Here is an 18,607-nt window from a genome sequence, read left to right as displayed (position 1 = left end):
TTTTACGTTAAAATTGCGCCGCTTTTTCTCCCTGGCTGCCAATGGATGATGCTGATGAAAGACTTTCTGATTGCCCCCTCGATCCTCTCTGCCGATTTTGCCCGTCTGGGTGACGATGTAGCCAAGGTGCTGGCTGCCGGTGCCGACGTGGTTCACTTTGACGTGATGGACAACCACTATGTTCCCAACCTGACTATCGGCCCCATGGTCTGTCAGGCGCTGCGTGACTACGGTATCGAGGCCCCCATCGACGTGCACCTGATGGTCAAGCCGGTGGATCGCATCATTCCAGATTTTGCCAAGGCGGGTGCCTCCCTGATCACCTTCCACCCGGAAGCGTCCGATCACCTCGATCGCTCCCTGAGCCTCATCAAGGAGATGGGCTGCCAGGCGGGTCTGGTGTTCAACCCAGCGACCTCCCTCTCCTGCCTGGAGTATGTGATGGACAAGCTGGACGTGATCCTGCTGATGTCGGTCAATCCGGGCTTCGGTGGCCAGAGCTTCATCCCCGGCACCCTCGACAAGCTGCGTCAGGTGCGCCGTCTGATCGACGAGAGCGGCCGTGACATCCGTCTCGAGATCGATGGCGGGGTCAAGGTCGACAACATCCGAGAAATCGCCGAAGCGGGCGCCGACATGTTCGTCGCCGGCTCAGCCATTTTCAGCCAGCCTGACTACAAGGCGGTGATCGACAAGATGCGTGCGGAGCTGGCTCATGTCACACGCTGAACGCGCATTTGATTTGGTGCTGTTCGATCTGGACGGTACCCTCATTGACAGCGCCGCCCAGCTGGCGCTGGCGGTCAATCTGACCCTGACCGATCTGGGTCTGGCGCAGGCTGATGAAGCCGTGATCCGTACCTGGGTCGGCAACGGGGCCGACAAGCTGATCCAGCGGGCGCTCGCCTATCGCGAGGCTGATCCCGAGCTGTTTGCCAAGGCCAGACCGATCTTTTTCCAGCACTACAACGCCTGTCTGCTGCAAGGGCTGGCCATGTATGACGGTGTTGCTCCTAGTCTGCGTCGGCTGCAAAAGCTGGGTTACCAGCAGGCGATAGTCACCAACAAGCCGAGCGATTTTGTGGCCCCCATTCTCGATGCCCTCGGCATCAGCGATTGCTTCGTGCTCTGGCTCGGCGGCAACTGCGTTCCCGTTAAAAAACCCAGCCCGGAGCCACTGCTGTATGCGTGCCGCGAGCTGGGAGTGAGCCCGGCGCGCACCCTGATGGTGGGCGACTCCGAAAATGACGTGCTGGCAGCCCAAGCGGCGGGCATGAAGGTGGTCGGGCTGACTTATGGCTATAACTATGGCCGCCCCATTGCAGACTCCCATCCTGACTGGGTGTTCGAGCAGTTTTCCCAGCTCGACGCACTGTTGGTCTAATCGGGCAACCGGGCTGGCTGAATCACAAGGATTAACACTTTTATGACTAAACCAATCGTATTGAGCGGGGCGCAACCCTCCGGCCAACTGACCATCGGCAACTACATGGGAGCCCTGCGTCAGTGGGTCAACATGCAAGATGACTACGACTGCCTCTACTGCATCGTTGATCTGCATGCCATTACCACCCGCCAGGATCCGCTGGCACTGCGCAAGGCCTGCCTTGATGCGGCAGCCCTCTATCTGGCGGTCGGCATCGATCCCAAGAAGAGCACTGTCTTCATCCAGTCTCACGTGCCGCAGCATGCCGAGCTGGGCTGGATCCTCAATTGCTACACCCAGATGGGTGAGCTGTCGCGGATGACCCAGTTCAAGGACAAGTCCGCCCGTTTCGAGAACAACGTCAACGTCGGCCTATTCGGTTATCCGGTGCTGATGGCCGCTGACATCCTGCTCTATCAGGCCAACCAGGTGCCGGTCGGCAACGACCAGAAGCAGCATCTCGAGCTGACCCGCGATATCTGCACCCGTTTCAATAACCTGCATGGTGATGTTTTCACTCTGCCGGAGCCCTTCATTCCGACCGAAGGGGCGCGGGTGATGAGCCTGCAGGATCCGACCAAGAAGATGTCCAAGTCGGATGACAACGAGGCCAACTTCATCGGCCTGCTGGAAGACCCCAAGCAGATCGTCAAGAAGATCAAGCGTGCGGTGACCGACTCTGACGAGCCTGCAGTAGTGCGTTTCGATCCGGAAAACAAACCGGGAGTCTCCAACCTGCTGACCCTGATGTCCGGGGTGACCGGTCGCTCCATCCCCGAGCTGGAGCAGCACTTCGAAGGCAAGATGTACGGCCACCTCAAAACCGAGACCGCCGAAGCCGTGGTCGCGCTGCTGGAGCCCATTCAGGCGCGTTTCCACGAGCTGCGCCAGGATGAGGCCCATCTGATCGCGATTCTGGCCGAAGGGGCACAAAAGGCGCGTGAAAGAGCTGAAAAAACCCTGACCAGCGTATATGATGTAGTCGGCTTCGTTCCTCGAGCCTGACATACTGGGAAGGTGTAGTAGAAGGGAGCTGGGTATTTGCCTGGCTTTCTTTATTTTCTACCCGGCTATTTTGTTTAATTTTTTATTTCAACGTGGGTAATATCCCCAAGAGAAAGCATGTCTGTTCAACCAACTATTTCTGCTGAAGAGCTGAGTGACAAAGGTCACTGGCTGCGTAAATTTCGCAAGGCGAAAAACCTCAATACCCTGCAATTGATGGTCTCCAATGCCATCGACAAACACCATAAAACCCCTGCCGTTGCTGCCGCCATCTATCTGGCTGAATGTCAGCGTGAGCGGGAAATGGAACAGGGTCGTTTTCTCGATCGTTAATTCTCCGCTGTTGGTTATCTCATGCTGTTGTTGATCGATAACTACGACTCTTTTACCTGGAACCTGGTGCAATATTTCGGCGCTCTGGGACAAGAGGTTGTGGTCAAGCGCAATGATGAACTGACCCTTGATTCCATAGCGCAGCTCTCCCCCCGTTTTCTGGTGATCTCCCCCGGTCCCTGTACGCCCAATGAGGCGGGGATCTCTCTCGACGCCATTAGTCATTTCGCTGGCAAGCTGCCCATTCTCGGCGTCTGTCTCGGTCATCAGTCGCTGGCACAAGCCTTCGGCGCCCGCGTTGTGCGTGCCCGCCAGGTGATGCATGGCAAAACCTCGCTCATTCGTCATCGGGGAGAGGGGGTCTTCAAGGGGCTCAACAACCCGCTGCGGGTGACCCGTTATCACTCGTTGGTGGTTGAACGCGAGAGTTTGCCCGATTGCTTCGACATCACTGCCTGGAGCGAGCATGCCGATGGCTCGTTTGACGAGATCATGGGGCTACGCCACAAGACGCTCCCTATCGAAGGCGTTCAGTTCCATCCGGAGAGCATTTTGAGCGAGCAGGGCCATCAGTTGCTGGCCAATTTTCTGGCGCGTTCATAAAAAATTGTGATCGCCTTCTCAAGTTCGAGAGAAGGCAAAAAAAATCTCCCTGACACTTTATTCACCCTCTCTGCTGTCCAAATTATCTCTTGCCAATCCCCCCTGAGTCGTTATGCAATGCGGTTGCCTAAAATCTCAAGGGCAATCGAACATTGTTCCTCATGGGCTGGCTTGTTACAGACATTTTACTTTAGTTCTGTGATAATCCAGCCACGTTTACATGGATTTAACTTTTGGGCGGCAGATTATTCTGTCGCTGATTTGAAGGAGAGTTGTATGTCAGAGTTGTTGGCAGTGACACGTGAAGTGTTTGATGAAGTGATGGTTCCCAATTACGCCCCCGCCAAGATCATCCCGGTGCGTGGTGAAGGATCACGTGTCTGGGATCAGGAAGGGCGCGAGTATGTCGACTTCGCCGGTGGCATCGCCGTCAATGGCCTTGGCCATTGTCATCCCAAGCTGGTTGAGGCCCTGAAAACCCAGGGCGAGAAGCTGTGGCACCTCTCCAACGTGATGACCAACGAGCCTGCCCTGCGTCTGGCCAAGAAACTGGTCGCCGCCACCTTCGCCGACAAGGTCTATTTCTGCAACTCCGGCGCCGAGGCAAATGAAGCGGCCCTCAAGCTGGCTCGCCGCTACGCCATCGAGAAGTTTGGTGAGCAGAAGACCCAGATCATCGCTTTCCATCAGGGCTTCCACGGTCGCACCTTCTTCACCGTCAGCGTCGGTGGCCAGGCTGCCTACTCCGATGGTTTCGGCCCCAAGCCCGGTGATATCACCCATGTTCCCTACAACGATCTGGCTGCGCTGGCTGCGGTTATCTCCGACAACACCTGCGCCGTGGTGATGGAGCCGCTGCAAGGGGAGGGGGGCATCATTCGTCCCACCGACGAGTTTGCCAAAGGGGTGCGCGAGCTGTGCGACAAACACAATGCCCTGTTGGTCTATGACGAAGTGCAATCCGGGGTTGGCCGTACCGGTGATCTCTACGCCTATATGGGTCTGGGCATCACGCCGGATATCCTCACCAGCGCCAAGGCGCTCGGCGGCGGCTTCCCCATCGGCGCCATGCTGACCACCGACGAGATCGCGGCTTACCTGAAAGTGGGCACTCACGGCTCTACCTACGGCGGCAACCCGCTGGCCTGTGCGGTAGCCGAAGCGGTGATCGACGTGGTCAACACCCCCGAGGTGCTAGCGGGCATCAAGCAGCGCGAACAGCTGTTCCGCGAGGGACTCGAGGCGATCAATGCCCAATACCACTGTTTTAGCGAGATCCGCGGCAAGGGTCTGTTGCTGGGCGCCGCCCTGAGCGATGCCTACAAGGGACGCTCGCGCGACTTCCTGCTGGCCTCTATCGATCAGGGGTTGATGGCACTGGTGGCCGGTACCAACGTGATTCGTTTTGCCCCTTCACTGGTGATCCCGGAAGCGGATATCAAGGAAGGGTTGGCCCGCTTCGAGAAGGCGGTTGCCCAGGTGGTTAACGCCTGATTCCAAATTGAGGTGGGGAGCTCTCCCGGCAGGAGCCGGGCCCCCACCTGTCGTCAATGAAAGGGAGTTGTCATTTATGTTGGTTATCCGTCCCATCGAGCAAAAAGATTTTGCCGGGCTCAAGATTTGCGCCATCGAGTCCGGCACCGGCATGACCTCGTTGCCCGTCAACGATGAGCTGCTGCAGCGCAAGATAGACGCCTCTACCCAGACTTTTTCCGACAAGCCCGCTGGCAAGGGCGATTGCCTTTATTTCTTCGTGGCCGAGGATCTGGAGACCGGCGAGATGGTCGGCACTTGCGCCATCGATGCGGCCGTGGGCCTCTCCCAGCCGTTTTACAACTACCACATCGGCAAGGTAGTGCACTCGTCCCCCAAGCTCGGTATCTATAACGTCGTTGAAACTCTAACCCTCTCCAACGACTACACCGGCAACTCCGAGCTCTGCACCCTGTTCTTGCGCGAATGTGCCCGCGAGGGGATCAATGGCCGGCTGCTCTCCAAGCACCGTTTTCTGTTTATGGCCGAGCACCCGGAACTGTTTGACGATACCGTCTTCGCCGAGATGCGCGGCGTATCCGACGGCGATGGCCACAGTCCCTTCTATGAGTGGCTGCAGACCCACTTCTTCTCGATGGATTTTCCCACCGTCGATTATCTGACCGGCATCGGCAAGAAGCGCTTTATCGCCGAGTTGATGCCCAAGTACCCCATCTACGTCAATTTGCTGAGCAAAGAGGCGCGGGCCGTCATTGGCCAGACCCACGAGAAGACCCGCCCCGCCATCAAGATGCTGCAGGACGAGGGCTTCGTGAACCGTGGCTACGTCGATATTTTCGATGCCGGCCCCACCGTCGAATGCGACGTGAAGAATATCCGCAGCGTGCGCCGCAGCAAGAAGCTGCGGGTTCTGGTGGGTGAGCCCATCGGTGGCAAGACCCACCTCATCTGCAACAGCCGTTTCGAACACTACCGTGCCTGCTACGGCAATATCCGGGTCGATCTCGACAAGCACGAGGCCATCATTCCGCCCAAGATGGCGGCGGCGCTCAAGGTGCAGGATGGCGACATGGTGCGGGTAGTTGACCTCGACTGAGGCAAACAGGACAAGCAAACCGATTATCAGACAGGCAGCCGAGGCTGCCTGCCAGCGACAGGGAGTGAATGGATGAGCCAGTCAGTGCAATTTATCGACGGTCAATGGCTTGCCGGTGAAGGCAAGCCGTTCGAGTCACGGGATCCGGCCAAGAACGAAGTGATCTGGCAGGGGGCTGCCGCCAGCGCGGCGCAAGTGGATGCTGCCGTCAAGGCCGCCCGCGCCGCCTTCTACCATTGGGCGGATATGAGTCTTGAGGATCGCCTGTCCATAGTGCGTCGTTATGCCGACCTGCTCGGCGAGCAGAAAGAGGCGCTGGCGCTGACCATCGCCCGCGAAACCGGCAAACCGCTGTGGGAGACCCGCACCGAAGTGGCGGCCATGCAGGGCAAGATTGCCATCTCCATCCGGGCGCACGACGAGCGCACCGGCACCGTTGAAAATGCCATGCCGGGCGCCAAGGCGTTTGTCCGTCACAAGCCCCACGGCGTGGTGGCGGTGTTCGGCCCCTACAACTTCCCGGGCCATCTGCCCAACGGCCATATCGTGCCTGCGCTGATCGCGGGTAACGCCGTGGTGTTCAAACCCTCCGAGCTGACTCCCATGGTGGCCGAAGCCATGGTCAAGGTGTGGCAGCAGGCCGGGCTGCCCAAAGGGGTACTCAATCTGGTGCAAGGGGAAGTCGAGACTGGCAAGGCACTGGCTGGCAACCCCGATATCGACGGCCTCTTCTTTACCGGTTCGTCCCGCACCGGCCATTTCCTCCATCAGCAGTTTGCCGGTCAACCGGGCAAAATTCTGGCCCTCGAGATGGGCGGCAACAACCCGCTGATCGTCAAGGATGTGAGCGACATCGACGGCGCTGTGCATGCCATCGTCCAGTCCGCCTTCATTACCTCGGGTCAGCGCTGCACCTGCTCCCGCCGTCTGTTTGTCGAGCGCGGCGAGCGAGGCGATGTGCTGGTCAAGCGACTGGTGGAGGTGGTCGGCCAGATCAAGGTCGGCCTCTATGACGCCGCCGAACAGCCTTTCATGGGGGCGATGATCAGCGAGAAAGCTGCGATTGGCATGGTCGAAGCACAAGCCAACCTGCAACAGCTGGGTGGCGAAAGCCTGCTCACCCTCAAGCATCTGGAAGCGGGTACCGGCTTTGTCTCTCCGGGTATTATCGATGTGACCCAAGTCGCCGCACTGCCTGACGAAGAGTATTTCGGCCCGTTGCTGCAGCTGATGCGCTACGACGATTTTGATGCCGCCATCGATCAGGGCAACGCCACCAGCTTCGGCCTATCGGCTGGCCTGCTGGGTGATAACGAGGCGGACTGGCAGCACTTCTTCAAGCGGATCCGCGCTGGCATCGTCAACTGGAACAAGCCCATCACCGGCGCCTCCAGTGCCGCGCCGTTTGGTGGCATTGGTGCCTCCGGCAACCACAGAGCGAGCGCCTACTACGCCGCTGACTACTGTGCGTATCCGGTTGCCTCTGTCGAAGACAGCAAAGCCGCCATGCCGGATCAGCTGTCTCCTGGCTTGACGTTTTAAGAGCAAACGGGGATGCCAATGCAGCAGAGATGGCTCAACGCCGCCGACTACTGTGTCATATCCCCGATTGCCTCTGTCGAAGACAGCAAGGCCGCTATGCCGGATCAACTGTCGCCCGGCCTGCGCTTCTGATAACGACACGGGGCATCCAGCGGTGCCCCCATCTGTACCCGCAATCAAAGGAAAGAGAGATGCAAAAGGATATCGACACCCTGTTCAGCCATCTGTGGGACAACTACATCAAGGTGACCCCGAGCGCCCTCAAGGTGCACACCCTGCTGGGTGGCGGCGAGCCCATCGTCAACGATCACGTGGCGTTTCGAACCTACAACCTGCCCAAGCTGGGGCTGGATAAGCTGGCTGCCCATTTTCTGGCGCTCGGTTACGAGCAGAAGGGCGAGTACCTCTTCAAGGCCAAGAAGCTCTACGCCAAGCACTTCGAGCATAAAGATCCGGACGCTCCCAAGGTGTTTATCAGCGAGTTGAAGGTGGAAGAACTCTCCGAAGGCGCGCAGGCCATCATCCACAAGCTGGCGGATCAGGTGCCCGATCATCTGACCGATACCCCGGCATTTCTCTACACCGGCGCCCCCTGGCAGGTCTCCTATGTCGATTACCAGACCCTGCTGGCGGAGAGCGAGTATGCGGCCTGGATGGCGGCATGGGGCTATCGTGCCAACCACTTCACGGTCAATATCAACAAGTTGAAGGATTTTGACACCATCCATCAGGTCAATGGGGCGCTGAAGGCGGCGGGTTTCGTCCTCAACAGCGTGGGTGGCGAGGTGAAAGGAGACCCGCAGGTGATGCTGGAGCAATCCTCCACCATGGCGGACAAAGCCGAAGTGCCGTTCAGCGATGGGGTGCGTACTATTCCAAGCTGCTTCTACGAGTTTGCCCTGCGCTATCCGCAGGCCGATGGCGTGCTCTATCCGGGCTTTGTAGAGGCCTCGGCCGACAAGATCTTCGAATCGACGAATGCCATGTAGCAGACCATGTAGCAGGCCATGTAACGGGGACAACCCTGTTCAAGTCGCAACGCCTCCTCGCCGGAGGCGTTTTGTTTGGAGCCGGGTAGCGTTACGGGGCTTGTTGGAAACTGCCACATTAAAAGGAGCTGGATAGCACATCTTTGGCAGGGAGTTGTTGATAAAAATGTGAACGAGATCACCAGAATGACTACATATTGGCGCTGGTAAAAGACTCAAAAGAGGTAGAATGGCGCTTTGTTTTTGCAGGGCCAATCGATGCCTAATTATCAATTTTTCAAGCAAGGTCAGGCGCTTACTTATCTAGATGCCAATGTCCCCAGCTATAGTGATGAGCGTCGTCAACTGGTTGAGCAGGGCTTTGCGGCCATAGCACCTCCTACCTTCGCAGATACCCCTGCCGAAGCCCTGGCGCTGCTGCGCAAGCATCAGGGGTGGCAGGATGAGGAGCAGGGGAGTGCCGCTTGACTGATAGTTGCCGCTATACCTGTAGCGATAGCCGGTTTGTCAGAGAACTGAAAAGCAAAATGGTGCCATGACAATGACACCATTTGACGGGTTGGCCTGATCTCCCCTGAGCCGTTTAGCGCTGGTGCAGATCACCTTCGATGACCAGCACGGTATCCATCCCTGCCGCCTTGCCTGCCTCAAGCCCGATCCGGGTATCTTCAAATACCAGACAGTTTGCCGGATTGGCGCCGAGCCGCTCGGCTACCTGCAAAAAGGTGTCGGGGTGCGGTTTGTGGTTGGTGACATCATCGGCGCTCACCACCACCGAGATATAGGCATCGAGCCCGGTGCTCTTCAGGATGGAGTCCGCCTGGCTGCGCGGTGAGCCGGTGCCAATCCCCATCTTCACCTTGCCGTGATAGTGCCTGACCAGCTCCCACATCTTGGGAAAGACGCTGACCTTGTCGATATGTGCCATGTAGAGAGCAATTTTGCGACGGGTAAAGGCCTCGACATCCACCGTCAGCCCCTGCTGTTCGGCCAGCATGGCGATGATCTTGCGTGTGGGAATGCCGCCGTACTGATAGAGCTGCTCCCGCTCGAAAGGGATGTCGAACTCGGCGCAGGTGAGCTCCCAGGCATCCAGATGAAGGGGCATGGAATCTACCAAAGTGCCATCCATATCGAAAATCAGGGCATCGTAGTGATCAAACCCGTACTGCTCACGCTCGCTCATGGAGGCTCCTCGGATCAAATAGGGCAGGCTAGCAGAAACGGTCGGCGCTTTGTGGGATCTGCTTCATGGTTGGGCAGATTGTGGCCGCCGTTTTTTCTATCTCTTGCTGATTTGTGAGACAATAATCCGTTCATTGCCGGATACTTTGGCATATCAGATCAGCGAGTCCGCTTATGACCTCGAAAATATCCCCTAAAACCATTTTCTCCAGTGTGGCGCTGGTGATCGCGCTCGGTTCGCTGGAAAAGAGCATAGTCACCACCCCGCTGCCCATGATTGGCGCCGAGCTGCACGCCGGTGCCGCCCTCACCTGGGTGGTGACCGCCTACCTGCTGGCCGCCACCGCCGTGCTGCCCCTTTACGGCAAATTGAGTGATCTGTTTGGCCGGGTGCGGATGCTCAATATCGGTATCGGCCTGTTTCTGGCGGGCTCGGTGGCCTGTGCCCTCTCCCAGGATCTGCCGACCCTGCTGGCGGCCCGGGTGCTGCAAGGCCTGGGCGGCGGCGGCCTGATTGCCCTCGCGTTTACTGTGATTGCCGACACCATTCCGCCGCGAGAGGTGGGCAAGTATCAGGGCTACATCTCGGCGGTCTATGCGGTCTCCAGCATCGCTGGCCCGCTGCTGGGCGGCTACTTTACCGAGCAGCTCAGCTGGCGCTGGATCTTCTGGATCAACCTGCCGCTCGGTGCGCTGGCGGTCTTCCTGATCAATCGCAACCTCAAGCAGCTCAACGTACGCCGTCATAGCCGCTTCGACTGGAAGGGGGCGGCGCTGCTCATTACCGTCACCACCCTGACCCTGTTGCTGCTTTCGCCGGAGACGGCCCTGCCCGCCATCTGGCTGGCGAGTGCACTGGCGGTCTCGCTGCTGTTGCTGATCCTGATTGAGCGACGGGCTCACGATCCCATTCTGCCTGCCCATCTGGCGCGGCTGCCCGGTTATCTGGTGAGCGTGCTGCTGGTGATGCTCTCCCAGCTGCTGATGTTTGCGGTGCTGGTCTATCTGCCGCTGCAGATGCAGTGGCAAAAGGGGTTGAGCGCCAGCCAGAGCGGGGTGAGCATGGTGATCTTCATGATCTGCATCACCGCCGGAGCTTTTGTTGGCGGCAAGCTGATTGGCCGTACCGGTCACTACAAGAGCTTTGTAGCGGTGGGGTTTGCGCTGGCTGCGGTGGCGCTGTGGCAGATCCACTTCGATGCCTGGGTCAAGCTGGCCCTCGGGTTTGCCGGTCTTGGTTTGGGTCTGGTGCTGCCGGCGCTCTCGGTGGTGGTGCAAAATGCCCTGCCACGGGAAGATCGTGGCATTGGCATGTCGCTATTCAACTTCGGTCGTGAGCTGGGGGGCGCAGTCGGGGTAGCCATCTGCTCCATGCTGTTCCACTCTCAACTCCCCCCAGGCAGCGCCGGTCAGCTCAGCTCATTGAGCCCGCAGGTGCTGGCCCCCGGTTTCAGTGCCACCTATATCGGGATGGCGCTGATCGCCACATTGGCACTGCTGCTCACCCTGTTGGCGCTCAAGCGCCACGAGTTGGCCTCCATCAATGCCTGATTATTGGCGCAGCCACACAGTGCATTGGTATGGGGCAAACAGCGGCGCAGGTTGACTCGGGTAGTTGTTCATCAACAGTGTCATGCTGCTTTCCACCTTGTCGAAGTGAGGCATCGGCAAGGGGGTGGCGGTGAGATTGGCGAGTAGCAGCAGGGTGTGCCGCGCCCCCGTTGTCGGGTCTTGCCAGTGGCGGCGGTAGCCGATGCGCTCGGGGTCATCCCCATCCAGCAGCTCGAACTCGCCGTGGCGAATGACGGGGTGAGCCTTGCGCAGGGCGATAAGCTGGCGATAGCAGTGAAACGGCGAGTCGGGGCGGGTCAGCTGCTCGGTGGCGTTGATATCCGAGTGGTTGGCGTTGAGGGCAATCCAGGGCGTGTTGGTGCTGAAACCTGCATTTTGACCGCCGTCCCACTGCATCGGGGTGCGGGCGTTGTCGCGGCCGATGGCATCGAGCCGCCGACTCAGCTCGGCGGGATCCAGCCCCGACTGGCTGGCGCGGTAGTTGATCGCCTCCACATCGCGCAGCTCGTCGGTCTGCCAGTGGCGGTTGGTCATGGCCAGCTCCTCCCCCTGATAGATGAAGGGGGTGCCCTGCATCATGTGCAGCACCATGGCCCACAGCTTGGCGCTCGTTTCGCGCCACTCGGGCCTGTCATCGCCAAAGCGGGAGACTGCGCGGGGCAGGTCGTGGTTGTTCAGAAACAGGCTGTTCCAGCCCTGATCGTGCAGCCCTTGCTGGTGGCGAGCCATGGCCCGTTTGAAGGCGAGGGGATCAAAGCGGGATGACCACTTGTCACTGCCCAGCCCCAGATGCTCGAAGTTGAACACCATGCTGAACTCGCTGCCATCGGGGTGTGAGTAGCGCTGCATATGGGCGAGATCCGCTCCCCAGGTTTCCCCCACCGTGATGATCCCCTTGCCGCCGAAGCTCGCGGCATTGAGCTCGCGGATATAGTCGTGCAGGCGCGGGCCATTGCTCATGGCCAGTCGGTCCCACTCCTTGCTCACCATGTCGATCACATCGAAGCGAAATCCCTTGATCCCTTTGCCCAGCCAGAAGTTGATCACCTCCGCCATCTCGGCGCGCACCGCCGGATTGTCCCACTCCAGATCGGCCTGGCTCGCATCGAAGTTGTGCAGGTAGTAGCGATCAAGCGCTGGCACATACTGCCAGCCGCTGCCGCCGAAGATGGAGGTGATAGGGTGAGCGTCGACGAAGGCTTGGTCGCGAAATACGTAGTAGTCCTGATAGCGGGGATCCCCCGCCAGCGCTTTCACAAACCACTCGTGCTCGGTGGAGGTGTGGTTGGCGACGATATCCATCATGATGCCGATACCACGGGCGGCAGCCTCGCTGATCAGCAGCTCCATCTCGGCCAGAGTGCCGAAAGCGGGGTCGATGGTGCGGTAGTCCGCCACATCGTAGCCGTTGTCCCGTTTGGGGGAGCGATAGATGGGGGTGAGCCACAGCAGGTCGACACCGAGCTGCGCCAGATAGTCGAGACGCTGGCGGATGCCGTTGATATCGCCCATGCCGTCGCCATCGCTGTCCTGAAAACTCATGGGGTAGATCTGGTAGATGACGCAGCTATCGAGGTCGATGGCGGGCGTGTGGAGGATATGCGGGTTCATCAGCGTGGCCGGTTGGGGGAAGAGATTTTCTATCTTACCCAGATGAGCGGGCAGTCAACAGGGCAGGGGAAGCCTTGAAAAGGGTTCCATTATTGGCTGATTTCCAAAAGTGAGGGGAGTGTCACAAAGGGCACCCCGAGCCACGGGTGTGGTCGGGGTGGCGGTTTACTCATATGCCCTGGGGCATGAGCCGTTATCGGGTGGCTCCGGCCTGCTCGGCGTTTGGCTCCTGCTGGCGTTCCGCCTGCGCCTCCAGCTCCTTGCCGAGGAAGTAGTTCAGGAAGGTGCGGATTACCGCGATGATGGCAAGGCGGATCAGCTCCTCCTTGCTCGGCGCCACCGTGGTGGCCAGGATGTCGGCGGCCAGCTGGAACTCCAGCGCCAGGATCAGCCAGCTGCCAAAGCAGAGGCGAATACGCGGAAAGCCGGGCTGGTGATCCCGCACCCGTGCCGCCAGCCAGAGAGTTTTAAAGAGGCCAATGACCACACAGGCGATGGAGATGATCTCCAGCAGCAGCTGGAACAGCTCGACCCCGTGCATCATCCCCTCTTTCAGGCTCGCTATCTCAAACACTCGGGTCACCTCTTTGATTCAAAAGAGCACACTATTAACATATTGCTCGGCAAAGGCCAAATCCGGCTCAGGCAATCAGTTTGAATTCAATCACATAGAGCGGCGGCAGGGCGGGGTAGATATCCCTGATCACCTGTTTGAGCTCAGGGAGGGTCATGTTCTCCTGACGGGCGTGCTCGTCGCTGAGCTCATCGAAGGCGACGGCTTTAACCGAGATCACTTCGATGGTGCCAAAGGGCTGGTGCTCCGGGTTGGTAAACAGCGCCAGCCGCTGGCCGGGCTGCCAGTTGGCCTCGCTCTCGTCGCGGATGGTGATGGTCTTGCGGCCAGCCTGAATGTCGGCGACGAAGCGGCTGAAGAAGGTGAACTCGGGATAGGGATGGGCAGACATGTTAACTCCTGACAGGGTGAATCGAAATTAGGTGAATAGAACTCAAAGGTCGAGATAGGCGCGCAGCCTGGCCAGATCGGCGATGGCGGGGCCCTCGGCCCCTTCGCAGACAATCCCCTGTTCGATCAGCTCCTTGAGGGCGCGGCGGTAGACCCGTTCTGTGGTGCCAAAGCGCGCTGCCTCGTGGGCCCGCTTGCGCGATCCCAGCATCGGGGTGCGCTGCCGTTCGCGCCACAGCTCATAGGCGATGTTGTAGGCGATGGGATGGAGCAGGCGGCTGGTGGTGATCTCCAGGGTGTCGAGATAGTCGCTGGCGAGCGCGGCGGCAAAGAACAGGGTCAGTTCGGGTTCGGCCAATAGTCGCTGGGCCAGCTTGTCGGCACAGATGACCCGGGCATCCAGCTCGGTCTCGGCCACCACGTTCCACTGCACCGGGGTGGCGCTGAAGAACTCCATCTCGCCGAAGATCTGGCTGTGGCAGGCTATTTCGCCGAGCTGGAAGCTGCGACCCGAGTGAACCGTGCTGTTGAGGGAGACCCGGCCACTTTCGACCAGATAGAGCTGCTCGCTCTGCTCCCCCTGCCGCATGATCAATTCGCCCGGCAGGTAACGGCGCAGAAACAGGGTGCAGGCCTCGATCGCCGCGGCAAAGCGGGGTTCAAGCTGCTGGAGTTCGGCGTGAAAGCGGCCGAGGGGGTAGGGCTGTTGCTGCATGACTTGCCTGTCGCACCGGATGACGAGGGCCATGAGGCTAGCAAGAGTGCGGGCCGGATACCAGCCCGCACGGTAACGGATGTGCCGCAGTTAACGGTTTGCCGCTTATTGCGCCAGGGCGTGGAGGGCGGCTGCGATGGCTTGCTGCTCACCGGCCATCATCGCCTGTTCGGCGCTGGCGTAGTCCGCCACCCCTTGCTGCACATCCTGCTCGAACAGCACCACGTTGCAAAGCACCGCAGCGACCCGCACCTTGCGCAGGCGCCCCACGGTCAACAGGGTGGCGGTCTCCATATCGGCGCCGAGCACGCCACGGGCATGCCAGTAGCGGCACACCTCCTGCTCGTCATCCCGATAGAAGCTGTCGTGGGAGCGCACCAGCCCGTGCCAGTAAGGCTGGCTGCCGGTGGCCACATGGTTGAGCAGGGCCGCTTGCAGCCAGATATCGGCGCAGGCGGGGTACTCAGGGGGCAGATAGGCCTGTGAGGCCCCTTCACTGCGCACCGCCCCTTCCACCACGATGAGATCCCCGAGCCCGATGTCGTGTTGCAGGGCACCGGCGGAGCCGACCCGTATAAGCGATGTGGCACCGGCTTGCACCAGCTCCTCCAGCGCTATGATGGCCGACGCGCCACCGATGCCAGTGCTGCAGACCGTGATGGGCAGCCCCTGATAGGATCCGTTGATGAGGCGAAACTCCCGGTTTTGCCCCAGCACCTCACACTGTTCAAGCTGGCTGGCGATGCGGTCGACCCGGGCCGGGTCGCCGCACAGCACCACCCGCTCGGCAATCTGGTCAGGGCGGCACTGGAGATGGGGTAACAGAGTCATGGCTTACAGACCTTGTGGCTGGCGCTTGGCGGCAACTACCCAGAGGCGGGTGCCGTTGGCGGCGATAAACAGCAGGATCAGGTACTCCAGCGACATGGCGTAGACGCCCTGCGCGGCATAGACACCGATGCTGATGATGTTGATGACGACCCACAGGATCCAGTTCTCCACGTATTTGCGGGTCATCAGGATCTGGGCGACTACCGAGAGTACCGTCATGCTGGCATCCCAGAACGGGAAGGCATCGGGGGAGGGCTCGGGGGTGGCCAGGTTGGCACCCAACAGGTTGAGCAGGGAGACCGAGGTGCGCGCCAGAGTGGCGAAGACCGGGTCGATATAGCGGGTCAGCAGGGCGATGGCCAGCACGCTCACGGCGGCGGTCACCATCAGTTTGGATTTGCTGAGCCAGCGGATCTGCAGGGTATCTCCCTGATCGTTGGCTGGCCGGGTCCAGGCGTACCAGCCGTAGACGTTGGCGCAGAAGAAGAACAGCTGCAGCATCAACAGCCCGTAGAGCTGGATCTGGAAGAAGATGATGGCAAACAGGCTGACGTTGATCAGACCAAACAGGTAGTTGATGGTCTTCTCCTGACTGGCGAACCAGATGCAGGCCAGACCGAATAAAGTGCCGATGGCTTCAATCCATGACATGGCATAGCCGCCACCCAGCGGGATGGTCACTAGGGTGTTATTGATGCTGAACAGCTCGAATATGCTCATTTTCTGATCCTTGGCATGAGGGGGAGTATGCGAGGACGCCATTCTAAGGGGTGAGGGGGAGCAGGGGCAGGACTTTTGTCCGCCCCGGGCTTGGCCCATATCAAAGAAATCGCCGCTTGTGCCCGGTTATTCCAGCATCGATGGGTTATGGTGCCCCGGCTGGCCGGACTTTATTGATATGTAGCAAGATGATAGTGCGGTGGCTGTGGTCTGATAGAGTCCACTCTCCGGGAGGAGAATCACGTGATAACAGGAGGTTGCATTGAATTCCGAGCTTGTCTGGGTGCTCTGTCTGCTGGCAGGGGCCATCTATCTCTTTATGACCAACAAGGTGCGCATGGACGTGGTGGCCCTGGGTGTGGTCATCCTGTTTGTGCTGAGCGGCACCCTCACCCTGCCGGAGGCGCTGGCGGGCTTTAGCGATCCCAACGTCATTCTGATTGCCGCCCTGTTCGTGGTGGGTGAGGGGCTGGTGCGCACCGGCATCGCCTATCAGGTGGGGGATGCGCTGGTGAAGGTGGCGGGCAGCAGCGAGACCAAACTGCTGGTGCTGCTGATGGTGGCGGTGGCGAGCCTAGGGGCAGTGATGAGCAGCACCGGGGTGGTGGCCATCTTTATCCCGGTGGTGCTGAGCGTGGCGAACCGGATGGGGATCCCCGCCGGTCGCCTGATGATGCCCCTCGGCTTTGCCGGGCTGATCAGCGGCATGATGACGCTGGTGGCCACGCCCCCCAACATGGTGGTCAACAGTGAACTGATGCGCCACGGCATTCACGGCTTCGGGTTCTTCGATTTTACCCCCATGGGCGTGCTGATCTTGGGGCTGGGCATTCTCTACATGCTGCTGGTGCGCGGCTCTTTGGTGGGCGAAGGGGAAGAGGGCAAGGGCAAGCCGACCGGGCGCCGAACCCTGCGCGATCTGATCCGTGATTACCGGCTGGCCGGTCGGGCCCGCCGATTGGCGCTGCGCCCTGACTCCCCGTTGATTGGCCACACTCTGGATGAGCTGCAACTGCGCGCCCGCTATGGCGCCAATGTCATCGGGGTGGAGCGCTGGCGCAAATTTCGCCGGGTGATGGTGCCGGTGTCGGGGATCAGTGAATTTCAGGCCAAGGATGTGCTGCTGATCGACATGTCAGATCCTGCGGTGGATGTGCGGGAATTCTGTAGCGAGGCGCGGCTCGAACCCATGATCCTGCGCGGGGAGTACTTCTCCGATCAGGCGCGGGAGGTGGGGATGGCCGAGGTGTCGCTGATCCCCGAGTCCAAGCTGTTGGGCAAAAGCGTGCGGGAGGTGACCTTCCGCTCCCGCTATGGTCTGAGCATGGTAGGGCTGCGCCGCAACGGTGAGGCGCTGGCGGGCAAGCTGGTGGATGAATCGCTACAGATGGGGGACACCTTGCTGGTGGTAGGGAACTGGAGCCACATCAGACAGTTGCAGACCCACAGCCGTGACTTTCTGCTGATGGGGCTGCCCGCCGAGGTAGACGAGATGGCCCCCGCCCGCAGCCAGGCGATCCATGCCCTCTTTTGTCTTGGAGTGATGATCCTGTTGATGGTGACCGATCCGGTGCCCAACGTGATTGCGGCGCTGATCGCCTGTCTGCTGATGGGCAAGTTTCGCTGCATCGACATGGAGAGCGCCTACAAGTCGATCCACTGGCCGACCCTGATCCTCATCGTCGGCATGCTCCCCTTCGCGCTGGCGCTTCAAAAAACCGGCGGGGTGGACCTTATCGTCGGCGGCTTGATGAATGCGGTGGGCGAAATGGGGCCGCGGGTGATGCTGGCCAGCCTGTTTGCCCTCTGTGCGGTGATCGGGTTGTTTATCTCCAACACCGCCACTGCGGTGCTGATGGCGCCCATTGCGCTGGGCACTGCGCAGCAGATGGGGGTGTCGCCCTATCCGTTTGCCATGACCATCGCCATCGCCGCCTCGGCTGCCTTTATGACGCCGGTCTCGTCACCGGTGAATACCCTGGTGCTGGGGCCGGGCAACTACAGGTTCGCCGACTTTATGCGGATTGGCGTCCCCTTTACGCTGCTGGTGATGGCGGTGAGCGTGGTGGCGATCCCCTGGTTCTTCCCGTTCTGATCAGCGGGTTGATGGTGGTGCATACAAGCGGCTTGCGGGCCGCTTTTTTGTGGCCGTGAGACGAGATTGGCAATGGCTGTTCGGGATGGGTGAAGAGGGATGGACATTAAGGCGAAGATGGGATGATACAGGGATGAGAGAAAACCGAAGAGAGGCAAATTAGAGAGGCAAATTTCAGATACAAAAAAACCAGCCTGAGCTGGTCTGATTGTTACTACTAATAATGGTGCGGAAGGAGAGACTCGAACTCTCACACCTTACGGCGCCAGAACCTAAATCTGGTGCGTCTACCAATTTCGCCACTTCCGCAATACTAATGGTGGCTATGACGGGATTCGAACCTGTGACCCTCGCATTATGAGTGCGATGCTCTAACCAACTGAGCTACATAGCCTTCTTGTGTTCGACCTAGGTCAAATACAAGCA

At 59.6% G+C, this 18,607-nt stretch carries 19 protein-coding genes and 2 tRNA genes; 12 read left to right on the top strand and 9 right to left on the bottom strand.

Annotated features, from left to right (window positions below; all coding sequences use genetic code 11):
- Positions 1-54 precede the first annotated feature (54 nt).
- The 10 genes from rpe (at position 55) to BN4575_RS09405 (ending at position 8,956) form a co-directional block, all read left to right on the top strand.
- Positions 55-729 (top strand): ribulose-phosphate 3-epimerase, encoded by a 675-nt coding sequence (gene rpe, locus BN4575_RS09450; protein ID WP_068977995.1) that lies wholly within the window; start codon positions 55-57, stop codon positions 727-729.
- Positions 716-1,384, top strand: a complete 669-nt coding sequence (locus BN4575_RS09445) for a phosphoglycolate phosphatase (protein ID WP_068977994.1) — start codon at positions 716-718, stop codon at positions 1,382-1,384. Before rpe ends, BN4575_RS09445 begins: the two co-directional genes overlap by 14 nt.
- A 42-nt stretch (positions 1,385-1,426) precedes the next feature.
- Complete coding sequence (gene trpS / locus BN4575_RS09440; RefSeq protein WP_042020414.1) at positions 1,427-2,431, top strand: tryptophan--tRNA ligase; 1,005 nt, start codon at positions 1,427-1,429, stop codon at positions 2,429-2,431.
- A 117-nt stretch (positions 2,432-2,548) separates the two neighbouring features.
- Positions 2,549-2,764, top strand: a complete 216-nt coding sequence (locus tag BN4575_RS09435) for a hypothetical protein (RefSeq protein WP_042020416.1) — start codon at positions 2,549-2,551, stop codon at positions 2,762-2,764.
- A 21-nt stretch (positions 2,765-2,785) separates the two neighbouring features.
- Positions 2,786-3,367 (top strand): aminodeoxychorismate synthase component II, encoded by a 582-nt coding sequence (locus tag BN4575_RS09430; RefSeq protein WP_042020418.1) that lies wholly within the window; start codon positions 2,786-2,788, stop codon positions 3,365-3,367.
- 276 nt (positions 3,368-3,643) lie between these two features.
- Positions 3,644-4,861: an aspartate aminotransferase family protein gene (locus BN4575_RS09425; protein WP_068977993.1), complete on the top strand. Its 1,218-nt coding sequence runs from the start codon at positions 3,644-3,646 to the stop codon at positions 4,859-4,861.
- Between the two features lie 76 nt (positions 4,862-4,937).
- A complete protein-coding gene (gene astA / locus BN4575_RS09420) occupies positions 4,938-5,957 on the top strand; it encodes an arginine N-succinyltransferase (protein ID WP_068977992.1) in 1,020 nt (339 codons plus the stop codon).
- A 72-nt stretch (positions 5,958-6,029) separates the two neighbouring features.
- Positions 6,030-7,499 carry a succinylglutamate-semialdehyde dehydrogenase gene (gene astD / locus BN4575_RS09415; protein ID WP_068977991.1) on the top strand — a complete coding sequence of 490 codons (1,470 nt, stop codon included), beginning with the start codon at positions 6,030-6,032 and terminating at the stop codon, positions 7,497-7,499.
- 191 nt (positions 7,500-7,690) lie between these two features.
- The gene (locus BN4575_RS09410) at positions 7,691-8,488 is read left to right on the top strand and encodes a DUF1338 domain-containing protein (protein WP_068977990.1); all 798 of its coding nucleotides are present in this window, start codon (positions 7,691-7,693) and stop codon (positions 8,486-8,488) included.
- A gap of 258 nt (positions 8,489-8,746) precedes the next feature.
- Positions 8,747-8,956 (top strand): hypothetical protein, encoded by a 210-nt coding sequence (locus BN4575_RS09405; RefSeq protein ID WP_068977989.1) that lies wholly within the window; start codon positions 8,747-8,749, stop codon positions 8,954-8,956.
- Between the two features lie 115 nt (positions 8,957-9,071).
- Here the strand turns inward: BN4575_RS09405 and BN4575_RS09400 are convergent, their stop codons facing one another.
- Complete coding sequence (locus BN4575_RS09400; RefSeq protein ID WP_068977988.1) at positions 9,072-9,674, bottom strand: HAD family hydrolase; 603 nt, start codon at positions 9,672-9,674, stop codon at positions 9,072-9,074.
- A 173-nt stretch (positions 9,675-9,847) separates the two neighbouring features.
- Here BN4575_RS09400 and BN4575_RS09395 point away from each other — a divergent pair, with 173 nt between their 5' ends.
- A complete protein-coding gene (locus BN4575_RS09395) occupies positions 9,848-11,224 on the top strand; it encodes an MDR family MFS transporter (protein ID WP_176716427.1) in 1,377 nt (458 codons plus the stop codon).
- Here the strand turns inward: BN4575_RS09395 and BN4575_RS09390 are convergent, their stop codons facing one another.
- The 6 genes from BN4575_RS09390 to pnuC form a co-directional block, all read right to left on the bottom strand.
- Positions 11,225-12,856, bottom strand: a complete 1,632-nt coding sequence (locus BN4575_RS09390) for an alpha-glucosidase (RefSeq protein ID WP_068977987.1) — start codon at positions 12,854-12,856, stop codon at positions 11,225-11,227.
- Positions 12,857-13,049: 193 nt separating this feature from the next.
- The gene (locus BN4575_RS09385; protein ID WP_083221023.1) at positions 13,050-13,430 is read right to left on the bottom strand and encodes a DUF1622 domain-containing protein; all 381 of its coding nucleotides are present in this window, start codon (positions 13,428-13,430) and stop codon (positions 13,050-13,052) included.
- A gap of 67 nt (positions 13,431-13,497) precedes the next feature.
- A complete protein-coding gene (yqfB, locus tag BN4575_RS09380; RefSeq protein ID WP_068977986.1) occupies positions 13,498-13,821 on the bottom strand; it encodes a N(4)-acetylcytidine aminohydrolase in 324 nt (107 codons plus the stop codon).
- A gap of 42 nt (positions 13,822-13,863) precedes the next feature.
- Positions 13,864-14,535 carry a Crp/Fnr family transcriptional regulator gene (locus BN4575_RS09375; RefSeq protein WP_068977985.1) on the bottom strand — a complete coding sequence of 224 codons (672 nt, stop codon included), beginning with the start codon at positions 14,533-14,535 and terminating at the stop codon, positions 13,864-13,866.
- 105 nt (positions 14,536-14,640) lie between these two features.
- Positions 14,641-15,366, bottom strand: coding sequence for a nucleoside phosphorylase (locus BN4575_RS09370; protein WP_068977984.1), 726 nt, complete (start codon positions 15,364-15,366; stop codon positions 14,641-14,643).
- A gap of 3 nt (positions 15,367-15,369) precedes the next feature.
- Positions 15,370-16,086: a nicotinamide riboside transporter PnuC gene (gene pnuC, locus BN4575_RS09365; RefSeq protein WP_068977983.1), complete on the bottom strand. Its 717-nt coding sequence runs from the start codon at positions 16,084-16,086 to the stop codon at positions 15,370-15,372.
- A 262-nt stretch (positions 16,087-16,348) separates the two neighbouring features.
- Between pnuC and BN4575_RS09360 the strand changes: the two genes are divergently transcribed.
- Complete coding sequence (locus BN4575_RS09360; RefSeq protein WP_068977982.1) at positions 16,349-18,181, top strand: SLC13 family permease; 1,833 nt, start codon at positions 16,349-16,351, stop codon at positions 18,179-18,181.
- A gap of 224 nt (positions 18,182-18,405) precedes the next feature.
- On the opposite strand, the gene BN4575_RS09355 is transcribed toward BN4575_RS09360, so the two are convergent.
- Together BN4575_RS09355 and BN4575_RS09350 are read right to left on the bottom strand one after the other, a co-directional pair.
- Positions 18,406-18,490: transfer RNA gene (locus BN4575_RS09355), tRNA-Leu, on the bottom strand.
- 8 nt (positions 18,491-18,498) lie between these two features.
- Positions 18,499-18,575 (bottom strand) — tRNA-Met (locus BN4575_RS09350).
- Between the last annotated feature and the right edge of the window lie 32 nt (positions 18,576-18,607).

The sequence above is a fragment of the Aeromonas sp. EERV15 genome, assembly GCF_900079845.1.
Classification (GTDB): domain Bacteria; phylum Pseudomonadota; class Gammaproteobacteria; order Enterobacterales; family Aeromonadaceae; genus Aeromonas; species Aeromonas sobria.
The sequence above is the reverse complement of the archived record's forward strand: the minus strand, read 5'-3'. Positions and strand labels throughout refer to the sequence as shown.